This is a genomic window from Rhizobium sp. ERR 1071 (genome assembly GCF_007828675.1).
Taxonomy (GTDB): Bacteria; Pseudomonadota; Alphaproteobacteria; order Rhizobiales; family Rhizobiaceae; genus Rhizobium; species Rhizobium dioscoreae.
On the sequence record NZ_VITM01000001.1, the window covers coordinates 148,732 to 171,391 of the forward strand.

Consider the following 22,660-nt stretch of genomic DNA (forward strand, 5'->3'; position numbering starts at 1 on the left):
ATTTATTCCGCGGCAGCGAGCGCGCTGCCGTCCATGAAAGCAGGAAACCACGATTCATGCGCCTCGCGCAACTGTTCAACCGGAAGCGTTAACAGGCCATCGACGACGAGTGCGTCACCGCCAACCGTACCAAGGCGACGGAAGGGTACGCCGGCGCTTTCCGCGTTGATGCAGACGAAATCGGCGACATCGGCCGGAACGGCGATGACGTAACGGGCCTGATCTTCCCCAAAAAGTGCTGCATGCGGCAGCGTCCGGACTTCGCCGAGATCGATCCGCAGGCCCTTGCCGGATGCCATCGCCATTTCCGCCAGAGCGAGCGCCAGACCGCCGGACGAGATGTCGTGACAGGCGGTGACCTGACCGTTGCGGATGGCGGAGCGCACAAAATCGCCGTTGCGGCGTTCGGCAAAGAGATCGACTTCCGGAGCAGGACCATCCGTCGAGCCGACGATATCGCGAAGATAGATCGACGAGCCGAGATGGCTGCCGTCGAGGCCGATCATCAGCACGCGGTCGCCTTCGGAGGCTGAGCCGATGCGGGCCATCGCTTTCCAGTCCGGAAGGAGACCGACGCCGGCGATGGTCGGGGTCGGCAGGATCGCGACGCCATTGGTTTCGTTGTAAAGCGAGACATTGCCGGAGACGATCGGGAAATCCAGCGCGCGGCAGGCTTCGCCGATGCCTTTGATGGCGCCGACGAACTGGCCCATGATCTCAGGCTTTTCCGGATTGCCGAAGTTCAGGTTGTCGGTCGCAGCCAGCGGCTCGGCGCCGGTTGCCGTAATGTTGCGCCAGCATTCGGCGACGGCCTGCTTGCCGCCTTCGAACGGATCGGCTTCGACATAACGCGGTGTGACGTCGGACGAGAAAGCGAGAGCCTTGGTCGGATGGCCTTCGACGCGGACGACGCCGGCGTCGCCGCCGGGAAGCTGCAGAGAGTTACCCTGGATCAGCGTATCGTACTGCTCGTAGACCCAGCGGCGGCTGGACTGGTTGGCGGAGCCAACGAGTTTCAGCAGAGCCTGCGCGTAGTCTTCCGGCGCGGCAACGAGGTCGGCCGGTAGGGCGGCGCGCTTGTCTGACTCGCGCCACGGCCGATCATATTCCGGGGCCTGGTCGCCGAGATCCTTGATCGGCAGGTTGGCGACTTCCTCGCCCTGATGGATGACCCGGAAGCGCAGGTCGTCCGTCGTCTTGCCGACGATCGCGAAATCCAGGCCCCACTTGACGAAGATCGCCTTGGCGATGGCTTCCTTTTCCGGCTGCAGCACCATGAGCATGCGCTCCTGGCTTTCCGACAGCATCATTTCATAGGCCGTCATCCGCTCTTCGCGCACCGGCACCTTGTCGAGATCGAGCTCGATGCCAAGGTCGCCCTTGGCGCCCATTTCGACGGCGGAGCAGGTGAGGCCGGCGGCACCCATGTCCTGGATGGCGATGACGGCGCCCGTCTGCATCAGTTCCAGGCAGGCTTCCAGCAGGCACTTTTCGGTGAAGGGATCGCCGACCTGAACGGTCGGACGCTTTTCTTCGATCGATTCGTCGAATTCAGCCGACGCCATGGTCGCGCCGCCGACGCCATCGCGACCGGTCTTGGCGCCGAGATAGACGACCGGCAGGCCGACGCCCTTGGCTTCAGACAGGAAGATGGCATTCGACTTGGCGAGGCCCGCCGCGAAGGCGTTGACCAGGATATTGCCGTTATAGCGCGCATCGAACTCGACTTCGCCGCCGACAGTGGGAACACCAAAGGAATTACCGTAGCCGCCAACGCCGGCAACGACGCCGGAGACGAGGTGGCGGGTCTTCGGATGATCCGGCTCGCCGAAGCGCAGGGCGTTCATGGCAGCAACCGGCCGGGCGCCCATGGTGAAGACGTCGCGCAGAATGCCGCCGACGCCGGTCGCAGCGCCCTGATACGGCTCGATGTAGGAGGGGTGATTGTGGCTCTCCATCTTGAAGACGACGCAATCGCCATCGTCGATGTCGACCACGCCGGCATTCTCGCCCGGGCCCTGGATGACGCGCGGTCCCTTGGTCGGCAGGGTACGGAGCCACTTCTTGGAGGATTTGTACGAGCAGTGCTCGTTCCACATGGCCGAAAAAATGCCGAGCTCGGTGAACGTGGGCTCGCGGCCGATCAGATCCAGAATGCGCTGATATTCATCCGGCTTGAGGCCGTGGGCGGCAATCAGTTCGGGGGTGATCTGGATCGAATTGGAAATGGTCATGGGCGCTCGAGTGTCCTTGCCTGTAAAGGATTTGAAGACCGGTCAGGGATCGGGGTCTCTTTAGCGCAAGTCTCCCTGTCGTGCGACAGGAAAATCACCGGCGTTCACAACACGCCGGCGTAGATGCAACGAAAATCAAGCGCGCGGCCATAGGAGACCGCCTCGCGCGGTTAGAATTTATAGCCAACCATGATACCGGCGCGCGTCATGCCGCCATTAGGCCCATCGCAAAGATTGGCATGCGAGGAGTGCGCGATCTGCGCCATTACGTTCCAATGGCTGTCGAAATTATAACCGAGGCCGGCATATTCGTGGAAGAGCAGACGGCAGCCGAGCATCGGACCATGCTCTCGCCAGTCGTCCAGGTTACCCGTGTGCACCGTGCCGCCGAAGCCGAGTTCGGTGAAGATGCCGTTGCTATGGGTTAGCGTCCAGGAAAGGCCACCATAGACCTGCGTCGCGGAGCCTGACGTGCCGATCGATGTGCCTACGTGGATACGCGGATGCGTCAGCTGATCCTTCCAATCTGCTGTCGGATTATAGCCGAACGGATTGAAAAGTACCTGGACATCCGGGAAGACACCGCTTTCATGCTCGTTGCCGTTCTGGATGGAGCCGCTCGCGCCGAAACGCAATTCGTCGAAAATCTTGACTGGAGCGGCGGGAGTAGCTGCCACCGTATCTGCAGCGGTTGCGGCCGATTGACCTGCAACAAATACCGAACTGATTACCAGAAAACTCGAAACTAAACGCTTGCTGAAAAAGCTTGCAATAGCCATGCACTCCCCCTGGTGTGGCGGGCGAATCCTCATTTTTCATTGATAGAATGGTAGCGTGCTAAGAGTCGAGACGGCGAAATCGCATTTGCGCAAGATGTACGTCGATAAATTGATAAGGCTTGCTTAAATGTGACTATCGTATCCCGATGAGCCGTTTTCCAACAACCTGCGTAATGTCATGAAGCCGGCCGCAACATCTTCTCGCTGTGGGGGCGACGAAAAGGCGACACGGACCCTGTGGAAAACCCGTTCGATTCGCGCCGCCTTGAACTCGTCTTCGTCATCTATCAACACACCCTCGGTCAGGGCGGCGTTCTTGAAGGTGCCTGACAGCCAGGGTTCGGGCAGCTTCAGCCACAGGAAGGGCAGATGCGGATGCGAATTGAATTCAAAGCCCGCCAATGCCACGCGCGCCAGCTGTTCGCGGGCCTTGATTTCTTCGACCGCCTTGCGACGCAATTCCAATGCGTGACCACCAAGGACGAGCCGCGCGCAGGTTTCGGCAAGAATGAAGGGCAGGCCGCCGGTCGTCATCTTATGGGTGACTTTGATGCGTTGGGCGAAATGCGGCGGGCAGGCGACCCAGCCACCGCGCACGCCAGCGGTCACCGATTTCGAAAGGCTGCTGACGACAAAAGTTCGCTCCGGCGCAATGGTGGCCATAAGCGGGTTCTGGTCGCCGGTCATGCCGCCATAGAGATCGTCCTCGATCAGCCAGACACTATGTCGGCGCGCAATGGCGGCAATCGCGCGGCGTCTTGCCTCGGGCATTGTCACCAGGGTGGGATTATGGGCTGTCGGCATCAGGAAGGCGAGGCGAGGATGCTGCTGCTGACACAGGCGCTCGAAATCCTCGGGGATCATGCCATGCTCGTCCGAATCCACCAGGATCGTGCGGCGTCCGAGCAGGCGTGCGGCGCGGCTGATCTGCGTATAGGTGAGATTCTCGAAGACGATCTTGTCCCCCGGGGAGGTAACGGCCGAAATGACGGCAATGGCGCCGGCATGGGCGCCGAGCGTCGGCACGATTGTCTCGATTGCCGGCTGCCAGCCGTTGCGGGCAAGCCAGATCTGTCCTGCCTCAAACCAGCTCGCCGGGAAGTTCCTTGAATAGGAGGAGATCTCCGTCTGGTGCTCACTGCTGATGTCGGCGAAGAGCTTGCCGATGATTACACCCTGGCCGATATCGGGAGCGGCGGTGGTATCGAAGCGGATCTTGGCATCCGGCGTGTTCAGACCGCGCGTGCCGGCAAGCGCCTGCGTGATCGGATCCACGAGTTCGATCTGCTTGCCGTTCGAGCGCTCCAGCACATAGGTGCCACGGCCGACTTCGCCGGCGACCAGACCGCGTTCATGCACAAGGGCATAGGCCCTGCTCACAGTGCCGATGGTCACGCCGATATCATAGGCGAGATTGCGCTGCGGCGGCAGCTTGGTGCCGGGCGGCAAGACGCCATGGGTAATCGCGTGTTCGATGGCGTCGGCGACGCGGATATAGACCGGGCCGGTTCCGCTGGAAATGTCAGGAAGCCAATTTGTCATAATGACAATTTCTTAGATTGTCCCTGTCGTCGAGTCAAGAGTATGAGTCAATTTGCATCGTTTGGCTCGATGCATCGAAATTGTCACCATCATGTGGAAATGAAGATGAGTACAATGGCTACAATCTGTTCGACCGAAGCGGGAGCCCCCTGCGCGGCGGGCGTGGGAATTAGAGCGGCGCAGCCAAGGCCGCATATGTTGCGCCGGCTCTGGACGTCCTATTGGGATTGGCTGGAGAAGCGCGAGGGACGGCGGGTTTTAAGAGATCTGACCGATGATCAGTTATACGACATCGGCCTGACGCGTCGCGAGGCGGCAAAGGAAGTCAGTAAGTCATTCTTCTGGGATTGAGTGGGCTGAGCCGCATATCAGGCCAATGTGCCTGTTATTCGGCCCATTTCCAATCCTTGACATCGACTAGCTTGTGAACGAGTTTGCAGTGGCTGCGCGACTGGCGGATTGTGATGGAGAACCATCGTGGAACGCAGCCCTGAATGCCGACCGCCTGGGCCCTATAAGGAAACGCAATGGGGGCTCATATGCGCTTGGATATCGATCGAATCGAAACTGCTGCCACAACCATACACTGGGTCTTTCGGCATACACCGCAATACGTCTGCGAAAGTTTGAGCCGGGCGCTGGGCTGCCGGATTGTCCTCAAGGTCGAAACGATGAATCCTGTGCGCTGCTTCAAGGGGCGTGGCACCGAGATGGTTTTGGCTAGGCTCCAGTCACAAGGCGATACGAAATCCGTCGTCTGCGCTAGCGCGGGCAATCTGGGCCAGGCACTCGCCTATGGCGGCCGACTGAGAAGCTTTGACGTCACGGTAACGGCGTCCGTCGCCGCCAATGCCCTCAAAGTGGAAAAGATGCGGCTATTCGGAGCAAATGTGGTGTTGGTCGAAGGGGAGATCGAAGCCGCGCTCCAAGCAGCCTCCGATCTCGCCGAGGAAACGGGTGCCTTCCTCGTGGAGGACAGCAAGAACCTCGATACTTGTGAAGGTGCCGCGACCATCGGGCTCGAGCTTTCCGAATTTCCTCAAGCGCTGGATGCCGTCTTGGTTTCTCTGGGCGCCGGGGCGATGGCTACCGGTATCGGCTATGTCCTGAAGTGCCGACAGCCAAGTGTGGAGATCATCACAGTCCAGCCCCGAAATGCACCGGCTATGACTCTTTCCTTCAAGGCCAAGCGGATCGTGGACGCGGGCGCCCCGAACACCATCGCCGATGGCGTGGCCGGGCGCTATGTGATCCCGGAAGTTCTCGATGATCTATTGGCCGTCGCTGACGACGCTCTTTTGGTCAGCGAGGACAGCATCAAGGAGGGAATGCGACTCCTATACCTGCATTCCGGACTTATCGTGGAGCCCGCCGCCGCGCTGGGTGTTGCCGCCATTCTTGAGAATCCACAGCGTTTCGCCAGAAAGACCGTGGCAACCGTTCTCTGCGGCGGCAATGTGGAACCCAAAGCGTTCGAAGCGTGGATTGGAAAGCCGTAAAGGTGAGCTTGTTTCGCGCCGAGCGCTACCCTATTCGCTGGCAACAGAAAGGCGGCGGCGGAACCGTTATTGGCAGCCCTTCGCGCCCCCAGCCCAACGGTTGACGTCGCCCGTGATGCGGCCGCCTGACGCACCTGACATCATCGGACCGAAGGCCTGCAATTGCGCGGGATTGCCTTCCGCTTGCACAACGAGCGATGGCCGGCCGGTCGGATGCTTCTTGTCGACCACGAGGATGCGTGGGCGACCGGTGAAGGAGTTGAGCTCCGGAGCGAGCTGATAACTCGCGAAAGCCGGGTCCGAAGACTTGAACCAGCAGGTATTGGCATTGAGCATGATGCGCTCCATCGTCGACAGGGCGCTGTGATCGGTCGCAGTGATGCTCGGCGGACGCGGGCCGCAAGAGGTGACCAACAGCCCAAGCATCGCAATGGCAGCGGCGGAATAAAGTCCTGTCAGGAGGCGAGGGCGCATCAATCTCTTTCCAATGAAGCGGTTAGGGCTGGTCTGCTAATGTGTACCGGGCCGCTTTCCGGCGCCCTGCTGTTCTATGCAAAGACGCCGATTTTATGGTTCCGATAGTGGATCGGCCGTTATCAGGCTGCGACCACCCCAAGCGCGGAGGCGAAGAGGCCGCGGCCATCGCTGCCGCCATGGGCTGCCTCGATCAGGTTCTCCGGATGTGGCATCATACCGAGCACATTGGCCTTGGCGTTCATGACGCCGGCAATGTCATTGACGGAGCCGTTGGGGTTCGTGCCTTCGGCGTAGCGGAAGACCACCTGGCCGTTGTCCTCGATCGCCTTCAGCGTCTCAGCATCGGCGAAATAATTGCCGTCGTGATGTGCGACCGGGCTGCGGATGACCTGGCCCTTGGCATAGGCGGCGGTGAAGTCCGTCTCGGCATTGACGACTTCCAGCTTTACTTCGCGGCAGACGAATTTCAGCGAAGCGTTGCGCATCAGCGCGCCCGGCAGCATGCCGGCTTCGAGCAGGATCTGGAAACCATTGCAGACCCCCAAGACCTTGACGCCCTTGTCGGCCTTGTCCTTGATCGCTTGCATGATCGGCATGCGGGCGGCGATCGCGCCGCAGCGCAGATAATCGCCGTAAGAGAAGCCGCCGGGAATGACGATCAGGTCGACATCCGGAATCTCGGTCTCCGTCTGCCAGACCGTTACGGGCGCATGGCCGGAAATCTTGGTCAGCGCCGCGATCATGTCGCGATCGCGATTGAGGCCTGGAAGTTGGACGACTGCTGATTTCATGATGCTGGTCCCGCAATAGGCAAAGGGATAATCGCTGGAAGTGCTTCGTGAGCCATACTCCATTGCCTCAGACAAAGGAAGAATGGCTCGCGAAAGAGGACAATCAGTCGATCGAAATGCTGAAGTTCTCGATGACCGTATTGGCGAGAAGCTTTTCGCACATGGCCTTGAGATCGGCTTCCGCCTTGTTCTTGTCGGTGCCTTCAAGCTCGAGATCGAAGACCTTGCCCTGGCGGACCTGATGGACGCCGTCAAAGCCGAGTGCGCCGAGCGCGCCTTCGATTGCCTTGCCCTGCGGATCGAGAACGCCGTTCTTCAGCGTGACGGTTACACGAGCCTTGATCACGATTGTCCTTTCTGAACTTACTTGACGAGAACCGGGCCCGTGCCGCGCACGGGTTCGTTTTCATTGATGATGCCGAGGCGGCGAGCCACTTCGGAATAGGCTTCGAGCAGGCCGCCCATGTCGCGACGGAAGCGATCCTTGTCCATCTTTTCTCGGGTTTCGATATCCCAGAGACGGCAAGAGTCCGGCGAGATTTCGTCGGCGAGGATGATGCGCATCATGTCGCCTTCGAACAGGCGGCCGCATTCGATCTTGAAATCGACGAGCTGGATGCCGACGCCGAGGAAAAGACCGGTCATGAAGTCGTTGACGCGGATGGCAAGCGCCATGATGTCATCCAGCTCGGCCGGGTTGGCCCAGCCGAAGGCGGTGATGTGCTCTTCGGAAACCATAGGGTCTTCGAGCGCGTCGGACTTATAGTAGAACTCGATGATCGAACGCGGCAGAACCACGCCTTCCTCGATGCCGAGGCGCTTGGCGAGCGAGCCGGCGGCAACGTTGCGCACGACGATCTCGAGCGGAATCATCTCCACTTCCTTGATCAGCTGCTCGCGCATGTTGAGGCGGCGGATGAAATGGGTGGGAATGCCGATCTTGTTCAGATGGCTGAAGATATACTCGCAGATGCGATTGTTCAGTACGCCCTTGCCATCGATGACTTCATGCTTCTTTTTGTTGAAGGCGGTGGCGTCGTCCTTGAAGAACTGGATCAGCGTGCCCGGCTCAGGCCCCTCGTAAAGGATCTTGGCCTTGCCCTCGTAAATACGGCGGCGACGGTTCATTGGTATTGTTCTCTGTCTTTGGCGCTCATGGGACAGCGCAAGTGGATCGTATGTGGGCGTCCCCATAACGGATAAGAAGCGAATTCACAATCCGCCTGCGCCTCCTTCCTCGGAATTCCGGCCTTGGCGGGGTGCCAACGCAAGATTCGGGGTCCAGTCATGGCCTGTTTTACAGGCTTTTATCTGTCGATGGAATGAAAGTGCCAGGTACTTCACAGGCTAGTGAGGCGAGGCACGCCTCCATCCATCATCGTTTATGAATAATACTACGGCTTCAGCTGGCTGAGAAACTTCGAAAAGACCATAGTGCCCTCCGGCCAGGGCCCATGACCGGATTCGGTATTGATATGGCCGGATTCGCCGGCATCGATCAGCAGCGAGCCCCAGCTGTTGGCAATATCATCCGCATGTTCGTAGCTGCCGAAGGGATCATTGCGGCTTGCGATCGTGATCGACGGAAATGGTAGGGGGTCTCGCGGATAGGGGCCGAACGTCATCAGATGTTTCGGCCGGATGGCCGGATTGGCGACATCGGGCGGCGCGACGAAGAAGGCGCCAGCGACCTTGTTGCGGAAATGCGGGATCGCATGGATCACCGAGGGAACACCGAGCGAATGCGCGACGAGGACGACGGGCTTGTCCGAGGCATTCACTTCCTCGGCAATGCGGGCCACCCAATCGTCGCGCACGGGCTTCGACCATTCCGCCTGTTCCACGCGCCGTGCGGTCGAGAGCTTCTGCTCCCAGCGCGTCTGCCAGTGGTCGGGGCCGGAATTCGTATAGCCGGGGATGATGAGGATGTTTGCGTCGGAGGCTTTCATGATTTCGCCGATGTGGAAAAGGGGAGGCCAACTGTCAAGGGAAAAAGGCGACAATTGCGGCAAAATTTGCTAGGATTGCCGCTGCCGGTAGCGAATGACGATGTCGGCGCCCCGTTTGCCGCCATCTTGAACCGCCAGCCGAGTACCACGGTTGAGGAGGAGAGCATTATGACGGCCTTTCACGTCATGGCTGGAGCAGACCACACTTTTACGCGCCCCGCCATCCGTAAGATCGGTGTCGCCGATCTCGTCGACGCCCTGAAGATGGGGCTGGACGATTTCAGCGAGAAGCCATCGCATTATGTTTTTCTGTGCCTGATGTATCCGATTGCCGGCATTGCGCTGGCGATCTGGAGCACCGACCAGAATCTGCTGCCATTGCTGTTTCCGCTGATGTCCGGTTTCGCTCTGCTCGGGCCGCTGGCCGCAATCGGCCTCTACGAGATCAGCAGGCGGCGGGAAAAGGGGCTGGATACGTCATGGAGCCATGCGTTCGACGTGCGCTTCTCATCGGCCTTGCCGTCGATCATCGTTGCCGGCCTCATGCTGTTCGGTCTGTTCATCGTCTGGCTCTTCGTGGCGCAGAGCATCTACTTCATCTACTTCGGCGACGGTGTTCCTCCGACGCTTTCATCCTTCGTGTCGAGCGTGCTGACGACGCGCGAGGGCATGGCGATGATGCTTTGGGGCGATCTGATCGGCTTCCTCTTTGCTCTCGTCGCGCTGGTGACAACGGTCGTGACGTTCCAACTGCTGCTGGATCGCGACGTCGGTGTCGTCGCCGCGGTGGATGCGAGCATCCGGGCGACGCTGACCAATCCGGTACCGATCGCGGTCTGGGGCTTGATCGTGACGGCGCTGCTCGTCATCGGCACCATCCCGATCTTTGCCGGGCTGGCGGTCGTCATGCCTGTTCTCGGTCACGCATCCTGGCATCTCTATCGCAAGCTGATTGTGACCGGGAACTAGACGAGGCCGGCATTGGCCGAAGCCGTCATCATTGGAACCGCGGGGCGGTTTCTTACGTTGATCCGCATCATCAGGAGATGCGGATCATGACGCGACTTACGCATATTTTCACTCGGTTCGCGGTTGTCGTTTCGGAATGGACCGGCAAACCGGCCATCTTCGTGCTTGCCCTGTTCTCCGTCGTTCTCTGGGGCGCGACCGGGCCGATCTTCGGCTACTCGGACACATGGCAGCTGGTCATCAATACCAGCACAACGATCGTCACCTTCCTGATGGTTTTTCTGCTCCAGAATGCGCAGACGCGCGATACGCGGGCCATCCAGGCCAAGCTCAACGAACTCATCCTGACGAGCGCGGCCGAGAACCGCTTTGTCGGGATCGAGAATCTTGACGAAGAGGATCTGAAGCACCTCGACCGGCTGGTCGAAAAGGCGGCAAAGCGCGAACCTGGACAAAGTCAGGGCAAGGCTGGCGAGAGCATCGAGTATGACCGCGCTATCGCGGCCAAATCCGCCGACAAAGGAAAGAGGCGGCGCGTCAGCCGCACCGCCTCAAGCAAAGCGCAATCGAAAGCGGGAAATTCTAGCCGAAAACCCGCTTGAAGATCGTGTCGACATGCTTGGTGTGATAGCCGAGGTCGAACTTTTCGCGGATATCTGCTTCCGAAAGGGCGGCGCGCACTTCCTGGTCGGCCAGCAGTTCCTCGAGGAAGTCCTTGCCTTCTTCCCAGACCTTCATGGCATTGCGCTGGACGAGGCGATAGGAATCCTCGCGGGATACGCCGGCCTGGGTCAGCGCCAGCAGCACGCGCTGCGAATGAACAAGCCCGCGGAACTTGTTCAAGTTCTTCATCATATTGTCCGGGTAGACCAGAAGCTTGTCGACGACGCTGGTGATGCGGGCCAGCGCGAAATCGAGCGTGACGGTCGCGTCAGGGCCGATCATGCGTTCGACGGAGGAGTGCGAGATATCGCGCTCGTGCCATAGAGCGACGTTCTCCATGGCCGGGATGGAATAGGAGCGGACCATGCGGGCGAGGCCCGTCAGATTTTCCGTCAGCACCGGATTGCGCTTATGCGGCATAGCGGAAGAACCCTTCTGGCCCGGCGAGAAATATTCCTCGGCTTCCAGAACTTCGGTGCGCTGCAGATGGCGGATTTCGGTGGCGAGACGCTCGATCGAGGAGGCGACGACGCCGAGCGTGGCGAAGAACATCGCATGGCGGTCGCGCGGGATGACCTGGGTGGAGACCGGCTCCGGCTTCAGGCCGAGGGCGGCGGCGACATGTTCCTCGACGCGCGGATCGATGTTGGCAAAGGTGCCGACGGCGCCGGAGATGGCGCAGGTGGCGACTTCCTCGCGAGCCGCGATCAGGCGCTGCTTGCAGCGCTCGAATTCGGCATAGGCGAGCGCCAGTTTCACGCCGAAGGTGGTGGGCTCGGCATGGATGCCATGCGAACGGCCGATGGTGACGGTGTCCTTGTGCTCGAAAGCGCGACGCTTCAGGGCCTCCAGCAGCTTGTTGATATCGGCGATGAGCAGGTCGCTGGCGCGCACGAGCTGGACATTGAAGCAGGTGTCGAGCACGTCCGAGGAGGTCATGCCCTGATGCACGAAGCGGGCGTCGGGACCGACGATTTCGGCCAAGTGCGTCAGGAAGGCGATGACGTCGTGCTTGGTGACGGCTTCGATCTCGTCGATGCGGGCGACGTCGAACGTGGCCTTGCCGCCCTTTTCCCAGATCGTATCCGCTGCCGACTTTGGAATGACGCCGAGCGCGGCCAGCGCGTCACAGGCATGGGCCTCGATCTCGAACCAGATGCGGAACTTGGTTTCGGGAGACCAGATGGCGACCATTTCCGGTCGGGAGTAGCGCGGGATCATAGGCTCAAAGCTTTCTTGGCTAACGGGACAAGGAGAACTCGGCGCCCCCATAACAAAGACGGGCGGCAATCACAATGTTTCATGGGCACAATGTTTAGCGGGACTTCAACGCGCCCGTCGCGCAAGATAGGCCGAAACAGCTGTCAGGCATAGCAGGCCGAATGGCAGAAACAGGGTGAGGCCGAGGACGGCGAACTGGTAGACGGCACTGGCGCCGGTGAACAGGAACTGGAAGATCCAGATAAGCGAGCCGAATGGCGCATGCCAGCGCGAATAGAACCAGCGGTAGTCCATGGCGAAGAGGAAGGCCGTTATGGCCGCGGTGCCGATGGAGAGGGCCAGAAAGAAGGCGGCAAAGCGTGCGCCGGTCGGCCGCCGACGGGCAAAACGTTGGGTGAGCGGCACGAGGATGAGCCAGGAGAGGGCGCCGCCGAAGAAATAGACGAGGGTAAGGGCGGCAATGTGGCTGGTCAGCAATCCGTTGCGCAAATAGAGCGCCGTAATCGCCGAGGTGGACATGGCCGCACCCCAGCAGAGAGCACCACCCAGAACTTCCAGGCAATGCGAGGCGACGGTCCGTACTCGGCCCGTCGCGATAAAGACATCGGTCGGATTAATTTGATCCAACGCGGCCTCGTTCGGCGGCAGCCCGGAGATCGCCGACCGTCTGACGATAGGCGTCGACCGATTCGCCCTTGAAGATCGCCGAACCGGCAACGAGGACATTGGCGCCGGAAGCGGTGATCAGAGGGGCTGTTTCAACGGAGACGCCGCCATCGACTTCCAGTTCAATCGGACGGTCGCCGATCAGGGACTTGGCATTGCGGATTTTATCAGCCATGGCCGGAATGAACTTCTGGCCACCGAAGCCCGGATTGACCGACATGATCAAAATCAGGTCGATATCATCGAGCACGTTTTCCAGCACGGAAAGGGGCGTTGCCGGGTTGAGGGTGACGCCGACCTTCTTGCCGAGATGGCGGATCGTCTGCAGCGAACGATGCAGATGCACGCCGGCTTCGGCATGAACCGTGATGCGGTCGCAGCCGGCCTTGGCGAAGGCTTCCAGATAGGGATCGGCCGGCGAAATCATCAAGTGGCAATCGAAGGTCGCGGTCGTATAGGGGCGCAGTGCCTTGATGACATCGGCGCCGAAGGAGATGTTCGGCACAAAATGGCCGTCCATGACGTCGAGATGGATCCAGTCGGCACCGGCTTCGGTCACATCCTTGACTTCCTGCCCGAGCTTGGCGAAGTCGGCGGCGAGAATGGAGGGGGCAATACGGATCGGTAAGGTCATGGGTAGCTGAGCTCCAACTGATTATTTCGCGCCTGGATTAGCACCGCTATCGCGGGCAAACAACCGCCAGAACTGCTTACCATCAGTTCGATGGCGTCACCGGCACGAAGGTATTGCCCCGCCACTCCAGCAGGCGATAGGGATTTTCGGTCAATTCGTGGTTCTGCCCGAAGGAGATCGGACCGATCGCTGTTTGGAAAACTGTTCCCACGAGCTTTTCGGCGATGGGTTTATTGTCCGCCTTGGCGCTGTCCGCTGCCTGGCTGGCAATCTGAGCCGCTGCCGCGGCCGGCAGAGCATAGCCGTCAGGTTCGGTACCGGCCGCACGCATTGCCTGTACCGTGGGCTGAGCTGCCGGCAGGCTGGCATAGTCGGGCAGAGCGATTGCCTGCACACCCTCCAGCAAGGGAAGAGGCTGATCTGCGGCACGCATGGCATCGCCGCCCATCAGGGCCAGCGGAATATTCTCGCTCTTAGCGTCGCGTGCGATCACGGCAACATCGCTGCGGTCGCCGCCGATGAAGACGCGTGTCGCACCCGCCTTTTTCAGTCGTCGCACGAGGGCGATCTGTTGATCCTGACCGGGGCGATAGGTATCGGTGAAGACCGTTTTTAGCCCCTTTTCCTCGAGCGCGTTGCGGATCGCGCCGACCAGTTCGCGACCGTGTATCGTACCGTCATCGATCAGCGCCATCGGTTCCGCGGCCCAATTTTTCAAAATGGTGTCGATCGCCACGGCCGCCTCGGCGCTATCGACCGGCGCGAGGCGAAAGAGCGGCCAGCCATTCTTCAGCGCGTCTTCCATGAGAATGTGCGAGCGTACGGAAACGGTGATGACAGGAATGCCGGCATCCTTGAGGCGCGGCAGTGCGCCTTCCAAGGTCTCCGTGCACAGAAAGCCGATCGCGACTTGTGCTTTGGCGGCTACCAGCGCTTCAGCTGCGGCTCGGCCGCCATCCTCCGTGCAGGGCTCGTTGACAACGGTTGCCGTATCCTTTTGGGCCTGGATCGTGAAATTTGCGCCAGCGGTTATCTCTGCCCCGAGCGTTGCGAAATTACCGTCCTGCGGTGCCACGACGCCGATATGAATTCCTGCGGCATAGCTGCTGCCGGCCGCCAAAAGCAGCGCAAGCAGGAGCGGAAGGCGACGCAGAACGTTCATCGATGGAGTATCCCGGACAATTTTCCTGCCCTATTTATCCGTCTGCAGGGCATCGTCAAAGAAAAAGCAGCAAAATCGCTCTGTTTTCAATAATGCTATTGTAGAAAAGCTAACACCTGACCGTCATATTGAATGTTAGGCAAGCACGACTCAACAAAGGAGACGGTGGTGCTAGACAGGCAACGTATGGACCCGGCGCTTTATCGCGATGCCATGAGCCGCTATGCCGGCCATGTGCAACTGGTGACGACGGCGCTCGGTGCTGAGCGGCGCGGCGTGACGATCACGGCGGCCTGCTCGGTATCGGACAGCCCGGCGACGGTTCTGATCTGCCTCAACAACAGCAACGCCAAGAACGAGATCTTCTTCAAAAGCGGCATTTTCGCCCTAAACTCGCTCGGCGCAGATCATCAAGCCTTGGCCGACGCCTTTTCCGGCAAGACGCAACTGACCGTCGATGAGCGCTTCGCTGCCGGCAAATTCGAGACGCTGGTGACGGGTGCGCCAGTGCTTGCCGATGCTCTTGCCGCCTTCGATTGCCGCGTGATCGAGATCAAGCAGGCCTCCACACACAATATCATCTTAGGCGAGGTGATGGCTCTACGCTATAGCGAACCAAAGCCGGCACTCCTCTATATGAACCGGGGCTATCACGCGCTATAACCCCTGCAAGGGAGTTATCATGGCGGATCAGACAATACTTTCGCTGCCGAGTTCCATCGATGAGACGATGGCGTTGCTCGGTGCCCATGACTATCTGGCCGGTCGCGCGCTCGGCACCGTTTTGTTTCTCGCATTGAAGATGAAGCGGCCGCTCTTTCTGGAGGGCGAAGCCGGTGTCGGCAAGACGGAGATTGCCAAGGTCTTGGCGAAGGCGCTTGACCGGCCGTTGATCCGCCTCCAATGCTATGAAGGTCTGGATGTTTCCTCGGCCGTCTACGAATGGAACTATCCGGCGCAGATGCTGGAAATCCGCCTCGCGGAAGCATCCGGCCTCACCGACCGCGACCGCATCGAGGCCGATATTTTTTCCGAGCGCTATCTGATCCGCCGGCCGGTATTGCAGGCACTGTCCGGTGTCGGCGGGCGTGCACCTGTTTTCCTGATCGACGAGCTTGATCGCACCGACGAGGCTTTCGAGGCATTCCTGCTGGAAGTGCTGTCGGATTTTCAGGTGACTGTGCCGGAACTCGGGACGATCCGGGCAGCAGAGCCGCCTGTCGTCATCATCACCACCAACCGGACGCGCGAAGTGCATGACGCCTTGAAACGACGCTGTCTCTATCATTGGGTCGATTATCCTGAGGCCGAACAGGAGCTTGAGATCATCCGCCGCAAGGTGCCTGGCTGCAATGAAGTGCTCTCGCGCCAGATCGTCGCTTACGTCCAGAAGCTGCGTACGCTCGATCTCTTCAAGAATCCGGGAGTCGCCGAGACGATCGACTGGGCGACCGCTTTAACGGAGCTCGATCGGCTGGCTCTCGATCCGGAGACCGTTTCGGATACGCTCGGCACCTTGCTGAAATATCAGGACGATATCGCCCGCATTCAGGGCGCCGAAGGCAAGCGTGTGTTGGACGAAGTCAAATCCGAACTGCTGGCGGCGGGATGAGCCATGGAGCCGAGTGCAGACGATGGCATCATCGTTGCGCCGTCACCGCCCGGTGACGGGCGCCTCGCTGACAATATCGTGCTATTTGGCCGGGTGCTCCGCAGGGCCGGCCTGAAGATCGGTCCTGGGGCGATTGCCGACGCCATAGAAGCGGTCGAGGCCATCGGCATCGGTTCCCGCGAGGAGTTTCATGCTGCCCTCTGTTCCGTTTTCGTCAAGCGGCATGAAGATCTGGTCGTCTTCGACGAGGCGTTCCGGCTGTTCTGGCGCTCGCGCGATCTCGTTGCGAAAATGATCGCAATGATGTCGCCGGTCGCACCTGACCATCGCGAGAGGGAGAAGCCGAAACCGGGCGAGAGTCGGGCAAGCGATGCATTATTGAGCGATCGGAGCGACCGGAGCCCGCAGCGCGAGACGCCCGATATCAAGATAGATGCGCGATTTACAAGCTCCGGCAGCGAGGTACTGCGCCATCTGGATTTCGCGCAGATGTCAGCGGCAGAGATTGTTGTTGCCAAGAAGGAGCTGGAGAAGCTGCAGCTGCCGCTGGATCGTGTGCGCACGCGCCGTTTCGCACCATCTCGCACAGCGGCCAAGGTCGATCCGCGCGCGACAATGCGGTCCGCGTTGCGCACCGGAGGAGCGCTGATCCTGCCGCGCTTCCGGAAGCCGAAGGAAATCCAGCCGCCACTTGTGGTACTTGCGGATATCTCAGGCTCGATGAGCCAATATACGCGCATCTTCCTGCATTTCCTGCATGTGCTGACCGAACGGCGGCGACGCGTGCATACGTTTCTGTTTGGAACGCGCCTGACCAATGTCACCAGAGCGATGCGCCACAAGGACCCGGATCAGGCGCTGGACGAATGCGCGGCAGCTGTGCGCGACTGGTCGGGCGGAACGCGGATCGGCGAGACGCTGAAGGAGTTCAACAGATTATGGGCGCGCCGCGTGCTGGGGCAGGGCGCAATCGTGCTCTTGATCACCGACGGGCTGGAGCGCGAGGGCGTGGAATTGCTTAGCGTGGAAATGGATCGGCTGCATCGCTCCTGCCGGCGGCTCATCTGGCTCAATCCGCTCTTGCGCTTTGCGGGTTTCGAGGCCCGAGCGCGCGGTGTAAAAGCAATGCTGCCGCATGTTGACGAATTCCGTCCCGTTCACAATCTATTATCTCTAGCCGATCTCGTATCGGCGCTCACCGCCGGCCGCGCGGATACCTATGCTCCGCGACGGTTTCTCGGCAAGCAATGAGGCTCCGATGTCAGATATATCCGAAAGTCTGGATCCGCTCGTGATTGCGGAGGAATGGGTGTCGGCGGGACGCAGCGTGGCCATGGCGACCGTTGTCGATACCTGGGGTTCCGCGCCGCGCCCGTCGGGCAGTCATCTCGTGATCGATGGCGAGGGTAATTTTCACGGATCGGTTTCCGGCGGTTGCGTCGAAGGTGCCGTCATTACCGAGGCACTGGACGTCATCGAAACGGGCAAGTCGCGCATGCTGGAATTCGGTGTCGCCGATGAAACGGCCTGGCGCGTGGGTCTCTCCTGCGGCGGCCGCATCCGCGTCTATGTCGAAAGGCTCGCCTGATGGATCGGCAGATACTGGCGCGGCTGAATGAGATGCGGCGCAGGCGACAGGCGGCGATCCTCGTCACCGATCTCTCAGGAGGACCGGAACGGCTCATCGTCGAAGGCGATGCGCTGGAAGGCGCGCTCAGCGATGCCGCTGCAGCGGCGTTCCGTTCGGGGAAGTCCGCAGCCCTTGATATCGACGGGCAGAGCCTGTTCTTCAACGTGCATCTGCCACCGCCGCGCCTTGTTATCATCGGCGCCGTGCACATCAGCCAAATTCTCGCGCGAATGGCGGCCCTAGCGGATTTCGATGTGACGATCATCGATCCGCGCACCGCCTTTGCAACGCCGGAGCGCTTCGAAGGCATAGACCTGATCGCCGACTGGCCCGTGGATGCGCTGAAAGAGCGGCCGCTCGACAGCTATATGGCGCTGGTCGCCGTGACCCATGATCCCAAGATCGACGACGAGCCGATCATTCAGGCGTTGAAGACGGGCTGTTTTTATGTCGGCGCGCTCGGCAGCCGCAAGACGCATGCCAGCCGGCTGGAACGCTTGAAGCGGGAAGGCGTGGGCGAAGCCGAGCTTGGCCGCATCCATGCGCCGATCGGGCTCCCTATCGGTGCTGCAAGTCCGGCCGAGATCGCCGTCGCCATCCTGGCTGAAATCATCGGCTCGCTTCGCGGGCGGGATGTCTCGTCGCCAAAAGGCGGCCATCCATGATCTTCGGCGAATTTTTGACAATGGAGGCGGAGGGGGCGGTTCTCGCGCATTCCGTTCGGCTGGCGGACGGCGGCTTTTCCAAGGGGCATAAGCTCACCGGCGGAGACATCGAGCGGCTCGCTGCGGCCGGAATTGACCGCGTTATCGCCGCGCGCATCGAACCGGGCGACCTCATGGAAGACGAGGCGGCTGAGCAGCTGGCGCGGGCAGTTGCCCCCGATCATCTGACTTTTTCTGAAGCCGCAACGGGACGGGTGAATGTCCATAGCACCGTCGACGGCCTGTTTGTTGTAAATCGTATAGCGGTCGATCGCGTCAACAATCTCGATCCGGCGATCACTCTTGCCTGCCTTGCAGACCATGTACCTGTTCGAGCAGGCGACATGGTGGCGACCTTCAAGATCATTCCGCTCGCCGTTTCCGGAGTCAAAATCGCTTCAGGTGTCGAAATTTTGCGGCGGATGCCGGTTTTCGAGGTCAAGCCCTTCATGCCGCACGCCATATCGCTTGTCGCCACGGAGCTGCCGTCGCTGAAGGCTTCGGTGATGGACAAGACGGCGCGGATATTATCGCAGCGACTGCAGCCTTCGGGCAGTGTGTTGCAGCGGGAAGAGCGGGTTGCCCATAGAGCAGCCGATGTTGCCGGCGCGATCCGTCGCGCTCTTGCTGCGCAGGACCGGCTGGCGAAACTGGTGATCGTTTTCGGAGCGTCGGCTGTCATCGATGCCGGTGATGTCATTCCGGAGGCGATCCGGCTTGCCGGCGGCGAGGTCATTCAGGTCGGCATGCCGGTCGATCCGGGTAATCTGCTGGTGCTTGGCAGGGTGGACGACATTTATGTCGTCGGGGCGCCGGGATGCGCGCGCAGTCCGAAGGAGAATGGCTTCGACTGGGTGCTGGATCGCATATTAGCCGGCGAACGACCGACTCCGGAGGATATCAGTGCCATGGGCGTTGGAGGGCTGCTCATGGAAATTCAATCACGCCCGCGGCCGCGCGACATAGTCAACAAACCGCCGTCGGAGATCTCGGTTGCCATCGTCCTGCTGGCTGCGGGAAAGGCGAGCCGCATGGGCGAGGGGGGCTCGCACAAGCTTTTGGCGGAATTCGATGGCGTGCCGCTGGTACGCCGGTCGACATCTATCGCCATTGCAAGCGGCATATCGGATATCGTCGTCGTCACGGGGCACCGGCGCAATGAGATCGAAACCGCACTCAATGGTCTCACCGTCGAGGCGGTATTCAATCCGGATTATGGCTCGGGCATGGCCAGTTCGCTGGTTGCAGGTGTCGGCACACGGGCAGCACGTAGGGCCGATGGTGTTCTTGTTATGCTGGCCGATATGCCCGGCGTCACCAGCGATGATCTGAAAGCCCTGATGGCCGCCTTCCGGGAGGCGAACGGCAAGGCGATCGTGCGGGCGGTATCGAGCGGCAAGCGCGGCAATCCCGTCATCCTGCCGCGCTCGGTCTTGAACGCCGTGATGCGGCTGGAGGGCGATGTGGGCGCCCGGCATATCATCGAAACATCGGGGCTTCCGGTCATTGATGTCGAGATCGGCGAGGCGGCACATCTCGATGTCGATACGCCTGAGGCCGTTGTTGCGGCCGGTGGGACTTTGAAGGGGTAGAGTAGGGAATGGACAATATCGATATCGAGGAGATGTTTCAGTCGCTCGGGCCGATCACCATCAAACGGATGTTCGGCGGGAAGGGAATTTATCATATGGGGCGAATATTGGCACTCGAGGTCGATGACGAGATTCTCCTGAAAGCGGACGATGCCAGTGCCTCCCAATTTGAGGCCGCCGGCGCGCGACGCTGGGCCTACGAAGGCAAGAAAGGCAAGGCCGTCAACATGCCCTATTGGTCGATACCCGACGACGCGTTCGACGATCCGGATGAAATGGCGCGTTGGGTGCGGCTGGCGTATGAGGCTGCGCTTCGCTCGGATAAATAGGCGTCAGCGGAAATCTGCTTCGCTCAAATGGGCGATCGTTGCCTTGGCGAACTCGGAAAGCTGAGCCGGCAGCTCGCCGCGGCCGAACCAGCCGAAATCGGAGAGCTTGTCCGGCTCCATCAGGCGCGGTTCGCCGGAAAAATCCTTGCAGACGTAGATCAGCGAGATCCAGTGCTGCCGCTCGGCCTCGATGATGACTTCTTGCGTGCAAAGATAGTCGATCCTGCCGATGGAGAGGCCGCTTTCCTCTTCCGCTTCGCGAATTGCGGCCTTGGTGGCAGGCTCCATATGATCGACCTTACCGCCGACGATGCTCCAGCATCCGGCTTCCGGTGCCTTGAGGCGGCGATAGAGCAAAAGCTTGCCGTCCTGCAAGATTGCGAGACCGGTTCCCAGTCCTGGGAAATCGATGCCCGGCTTGCCCAATATTCAAATCCCGAGATTGGACGCAACATCCGGCAAGCCGATCTGCTGCGTGTCTGAGCGGAATCTATCAGGCCTTGGCGTTTGCCACGATGAGCATGAAAGCCGGGATATCATCGCCGAAGCCGACTGGCGTCGGACCGTCATCCTGATCGCGATAACGGTTGCGGCGCTCGCGGTGATCGTCATTGGCAGCAGGAAAGGGCCGGTGGTTGTTGCGAGAACCGTTATGGGATCTGTTATTGTTGTTCTCAGACTTGCGCTCGTTCTTCACGCTTTCGGCCTTTGCTGGTGCTGCTTCGATCGCTACGACGTCATTATCCTCGACGTCGATATCAGATTTATGACTCGAGGCGTTGCGGCCTCCACGGCTGCGATCTCGATCGCGGCCCTTGCCCTTCTGGTCACGGCGGCGAGACGAACGGTTGTCGTCGCTGCTCTCGTCTGCCGGTGGCAGAGCCGAAAGATCGCCGTTCAGCCACTGAACGTCTTCACCAATGAGCTTCTCGATGGCGTCGACATGCTTGGTGTCGCGCTTCGTGACGATGGTGAAGGCGGCGCCGGAGCGGCCGGCGCGACCGGTGCGGCCGATGCGGTGAACGTAGTCTTCCGAATGGATCGGAACATCGAAATTGAAGACGTGGCTGACATCGGGGATGTCGAGGCCGCGAGCAGCAACGTCGGAGGCGACGAGCAGCTGCAGATTCCCGTCCTTGAAATTCTGAAGCATGGTCATGCGCGAGCGCTGGTCCATGTCACCATGCAGTGCGCCGGCGGAAAAGCCGTGGCGGTCCAGGGAGCGGAAGAGGTCAGAAACGTCCTTCTTGCGATTGCAAAAGATGATCGCGTTCTTCAAATCCGTCTGGGCGCGGATGAGATCGCGCAGCGTAGCGCGCTTCTCGTAATCCTTGCCATGCGAGGCAACGAAGCGCTGCGTCACGGTCTTGGCGGTCGATGCCGGCTTTGCGACTTCAACGCGTTCCGGGTTCTGCAGGAAGCGATCGGCTAGCTTCTGGATTTCCGGCGGCATCGTTGCCGAGAAGAACAGCGTCTGGCGCGTAAAGGGGATAAGCTTGGCAATGCGCTCGATATCCGGGATGAAGCCCATGTCGAGCATACGGTCGGCTTCGTCGATGACGAAGATCTCGACGGCGCTCATCAGCAGCTTGCCGCGTTCGAAATGGTCCAGCAGGCGGCCGGGCGTGCAGATCAGCACATCGGCGCCACGCTCAAGCTTGCGATCCTGCTCTTCGAAGGAAACGCCGCCGATCAGAAGGGCAATGTTCAGGCGATGGTTCTTGCCGTATTTTTCGAAGTTTTCGGCGACCTGCGCTGCGAGTTCGCGCGTCGGCTCCAGAATAAGCGTCCGCGGCATGCGAGCGCGGGCGCGACCCTTTTCCAGCAGCGTCAGCATCGGCAGCACGAAGGAGGCCGTCTTGCCGGTTCCGGTTTGGGCAATGCCGCAGATGTCACGGCGCTGAAGCGCAAAGGGGATTGCACCGGCCTGGATCGGAGTCGGTGTGGTGTAGCCCGCGTCAGTTACCGCGGAAAGGACTTTTTGGCTCAGGCCAAGGTCAGCAAATGTTGTCAAAGGGAAATCTAATTCCGTCTTGGTTCAGTCGAACACCATGAGTCGACACGCAGGAGCGTGCCGCAATGCAGCGCGACATAGAACCAAATACCCGGGAAGTCAAGGAAAGCAGGCGCTTCAACAGCCTCGAAGTTCATTCATAACGCAATTTTTGGATTAGTGCCATCTTTGTTGCGCGTTTGTCACAATTCCG

General features: G+C 60.2%; 25 protein-coding genes and 1 riboswitch. Of the genes, 11 read left to right on the forward strand and 14 right to left on the reverse strand.

The window, feature by feature from the left end; translation table 11 throughout:
* Window positions 1-2: 2 nt before the first annotated feature.
* The 3 genes from purL to FBZ99_RS00685 all read right to left on the reverse strand — a co-directional run bounded on the left by purL (window position 3) and on the right by FBZ99_RS00685 (window position 4,555).
* Complete coding sequence (purL, locus tag FBZ99_RS00675; RefSeq protein WP_113332583.1) at window positions 3-2,234, reverse strand: phosphoribosylformylglycinamidine synthase subunit PurL; 2,232 nt, start codon at window positions 2,232-2,234, stop codon at window positions 3-5.
* A 170-nt stretch (window positions 2,235-2,404) separates the two neighbouring features.
* Window positions 2,405-2,911, reverse strand: coding sequence for an acyloxyacyl hydrolase (locus FBZ99_RS00680; RefSeq protein ID WP_233789759.1), 507 nt, complete (start codon window positions 2,909-2,911; stop codon window positions 2,405-2,407).
* 225 nt (window positions 2,912-3,136) lie between these two features.
* On the reverse strand, window positions 3,137-4,555 hold the full coding sequence (locus tag FBZ99_RS00685) for an aminotransferase-like domain-containing protein (protein ID WP_113332582.1): 1,419 nt from the start codon (window positions 4,553-4,555) through the stop codon (window positions 3,137-3,139).
* A gap of 105 nt (window positions 4,556-4,660) precedes the next feature.
* Between FBZ99_RS00685 and FBZ99_RS00690 the strand changes: the two genes are divergently transcribed.
* Complete coding sequence (locus tag FBZ99_RS00690) at window positions 4,661-4,906, forward strand: DUF1127 domain-containing protein (protein ID WP_113389974.1); 246 nt, start codon at window positions 4,661-4,663, stop codon at window positions 4,904-4,906.
* An 86-nt stretch (window positions 4,907-4,992) separates the two neighbouring features.
* Window positions 4,993-5,073: riboswitch (ZMP/ZTP riboswitch) on the forward strand.
* Between the two features lie 21 nt (window positions 5,074-5,094).
* Window positions 5,095-6,054, forward strand: coding sequence for a threonine ammonia-lyase (locus FBZ99_RS00695; protein WP_145631023.1), 960 nt, complete (start codon window positions 5,095-5,097; stop codon window positions 6,052-6,054).
* A gap of 66 nt (window positions 6,055-6,120) precedes the next feature.
* Here the strand turns inward: FBZ99_RS00695 and FBZ99_RS00700 are convergent, their stop codons facing one another.
* From FBZ99_RS00700 to FBZ99_RS00720, 5 genes are all read right to left on the reverse strand, one after another.
* The gene (locus FBZ99_RS00700; RefSeq protein WP_145631024.1) at window positions 6,121-6,528 is read right to left on the reverse strand and encodes a hypothetical protein; all 408 of its coding nucleotides are present in this window, start codon (window positions 6,526-6,528) and stop codon (window positions 6,121-6,123) included.
* A gap of 122 nt (window positions 6,529-6,650) precedes the next feature.
* Window positions 6,651-7,322: a phosphoribosylformylglycinamidine synthase subunit PurQ gene (gene purQ / locus FBZ99_RS00705; RefSeq protein WP_145631026.1), complete on the reverse strand. Its 672-nt coding sequence runs from the start codon at window positions 7,320-7,322 to the stop codon at window positions 6,651-6,653.
* Between the two features lie 103 nt (window positions 7,323-7,425).
* Entirely contained in the window at window positions 7,426-7,668 is a 243-nt protein-coding gene (purS, locus tag FBZ99_RS00710) for a phosphoribosylformylglycinamidine synthase subunit PurS (protein ID WP_069613006.1), read from the reverse strand.
* 17 nt (window positions 7,669-7,685) lie between these two features.
* Window positions 7,686-8,450 (reverse strand): phosphoribosylaminoimidazolesuccinocarboxamide synthase, encoded by a 765-nt coding sequence (gene purC, locus FBZ99_RS00715; RefSeq protein ID WP_069613005.1) that lies wholly within the window; start codon window positions 8,448-8,450, stop codon window positions 7,686-7,688.
* 266 nt (window positions 8,451-8,716) lie between these two features.
* The gene (locus tag FBZ99_RS00720; protein WP_069613004.1) at window positions 8,717-9,271 is read right to left on the reverse strand and encodes an RBBP9/YdeN family alpha/beta hydrolase; all 555 of its coding nucleotides are present in this window, start codon (window positions 9,269-9,271) and stop codon (window positions 8,717-8,719) included.
* Window positions 9,272-9,439: 168 nt separating this feature from the next.
* Here FBZ99_RS00720 and FBZ99_RS00725 point away from each other — a divergent pair, with 168 nt between their 5' ends.
* Window positions 9,440-10,240 (forward strand): DUF2189 domain-containing protein, encoded by an 801-nt coding sequence (locus FBZ99_RS00725; protein ID WP_145317236.1) that lies wholly within the window; start codon window positions 9,440-9,442, stop codon window positions 10,238-10,240.
* An 86-nt stretch (window positions 10,241-10,326) separates the two neighbouring features.
* Window positions 10,327-10,842, forward strand: a complete 516-nt coding sequence (locus FBZ99_RS00730; RefSeq protein ID WP_145631027.1) for a low affinity iron permease family protein — start codon at window positions 10,327-10,329, stop codon at window positions 10,840-10,842.
* Here FBZ99_RS00730 and purB read toward each other — a convergent pair.
* The 4 genes from purB to FBZ99_RS00750 all read right to left on the reverse strand — a co-directional run bounded on the left by purB (window position 10,823) and on the right by FBZ99_RS00750 (window position 14,586).
* Entirely contained in the window at window positions 10,823-12,124 is a 1,302-nt protein-coding gene (purB, locus tag FBZ99_RS00735; protein WP_145631028.1) for an adenylosuccinate lyase, read from the reverse strand. The two genes, FBZ99_RS00730 and purB, sit on opposite strands and share 20 nt — an antisense overlap.
* A gap of 105 nt (window positions 12,125-12,229) precedes the next feature.
* Entirely contained in the window at window positions 12,230-12,721 is a 492-nt protein-coding gene (locus FBZ99_RS00740; protein ID WP_371864915.1) for a hypothetical protein, read from the reverse strand.
* Window positions 12,722-12,737: 16 nt separating this feature from the next.
* On the reverse strand, window positions 12,738-13,424 hold the full coding sequence (gene rpe / locus FBZ99_RS00745) for a ribulose-phosphate 3-epimerase (protein ID WP_113355534.1): 687 nt from the start codon (window positions 13,422-13,424) through the stop codon (window positions 12,738-12,740).
* A gap of 82 nt (window positions 13,425-13,506) precedes the next feature.
* Complete coding sequence (locus FBZ99_RS00750) at window positions 13,507-14,586, reverse strand: ABC transporter substrate-binding protein (protein WP_145631029.1); 1,080 nt, start codon at window positions 14,584-14,586, stop codon at window positions 13,507-13,509.
* Window positions 14,587-14,754: 168 nt separating this feature from the next.
* Here FBZ99_RS00750 and FBZ99_RS00755 point away from each other — a divergent pair, with 168 nt between their 5' ends.
* From FBZ99_RS00755 to FBZ99_RS00785, 7 genes are read left to right on the forward strand one after another with little or no spacing between them, the layout of a single operon-like run.
* Window positions 14,755-15,249: a flavin reductase family protein gene (locus FBZ99_RS00755; protein WP_113355538.1), complete on the forward strand. Its 495-nt coding sequence runs from the start codon at window positions 14,755-14,757 to the stop codon at window positions 15,247-15,249.
* 19 nt (window positions 15,250-15,268) lie between these two features.
* Window positions 15,269-16,198 carry an AAA family ATPase gene (locus tag FBZ99_RS00760; RefSeq protein ID WP_113355540.1) on the forward strand — a complete coding sequence of 310 codons (930 nt, stop codon included), beginning with the start codon at window positions 15,269-15,271 and terminating at the stop codon, window positions 16,196-16,198.
* 3 nt (window positions 16,199-16,201) lie between these two features.
* Window positions 16,202-17,449 (forward strand): vWA domain-containing protein, encoded by a 1,248-nt coding sequence (locus FBZ99_RS00765; RefSeq protein ID WP_113389975.1) that lies wholly within the window; start codon window positions 16,202-16,204, stop codon window positions 17,447-17,449.
* Window positions 17,450-17,456: 7 nt separating this feature from the next.
* Window positions 17,457-17,786 (forward strand): XdhC family protein, encoded by a 330-nt coding sequence (locus FBZ99_RS00770; protein WP_069613195.1) that lies wholly within the window; start codon window positions 17,457-17,459, stop codon window positions 17,784-17,786.
* Window positions 17,786-18,493, forward strand: a complete 708-nt coding sequence (locus FBZ99_RS00775; RefSeq protein ID WP_145631030.1) for an XdhC family protein — start codon at window positions 17,786-17,788, stop codon at window positions 18,491-18,493. Before FBZ99_RS00770 ends, FBZ99_RS00775 begins: the two co-directional genes overlap by 1 nt.
* Window positions 18,490-20,124, forward strand: coding sequence for an NTP transferase domain-containing protein (locus tag FBZ99_RS00780; RefSeq protein ID WP_113355550.1), 1,635 nt, complete (start codon window positions 18,490-18,492; stop codon window positions 20,122-20,124). The genes FBZ99_RS00775 and FBZ99_RS00780 overlap by 4 nt, the downstream gene beginning before the upstream one ends.
* Before the next feature lie 8 nt (window positions 20,125-20,132).
* On the forward strand, window positions 20,133-20,453 hold the full coding sequence (locus FBZ99_RS00785) for a TfoX/Sxy family protein (protein ID WP_069612994.1): 321 nt from the start codon (window positions 20,133-20,135) through the stop codon (window positions 20,451-20,453).
* Window positions 20,454-20,456: 3 nt separating this feature from the next.
* On the opposite strand, the gene FBZ99_RS00790 is transcribed toward FBZ99_RS00785, so the two are convergent.
* Window positions 20,457-20,879 (reverse strand): NUDIX domain-containing protein, encoded by a 423-nt coding sequence (locus tag FBZ99_RS00790; protein ID WP_113355552.1) that lies wholly within the window; start codon window positions 20,877-20,879, stop codon window positions 20,457-20,459.
* A gap of 67 nt (window positions 20,880-20,946) precedes the next feature.
* Window positions 20,947-22,467, reverse strand: coding sequence for a DEAD/DEAH box helicase (locus FBZ99_RS00795; protein WP_095434991.1), 1,521 nt, complete (start codon window positions 22,465-22,467; stop codon window positions 20,947-20,949).
* Window positions 22,468-22,660 lie beyond the last annotated feature (193 nt).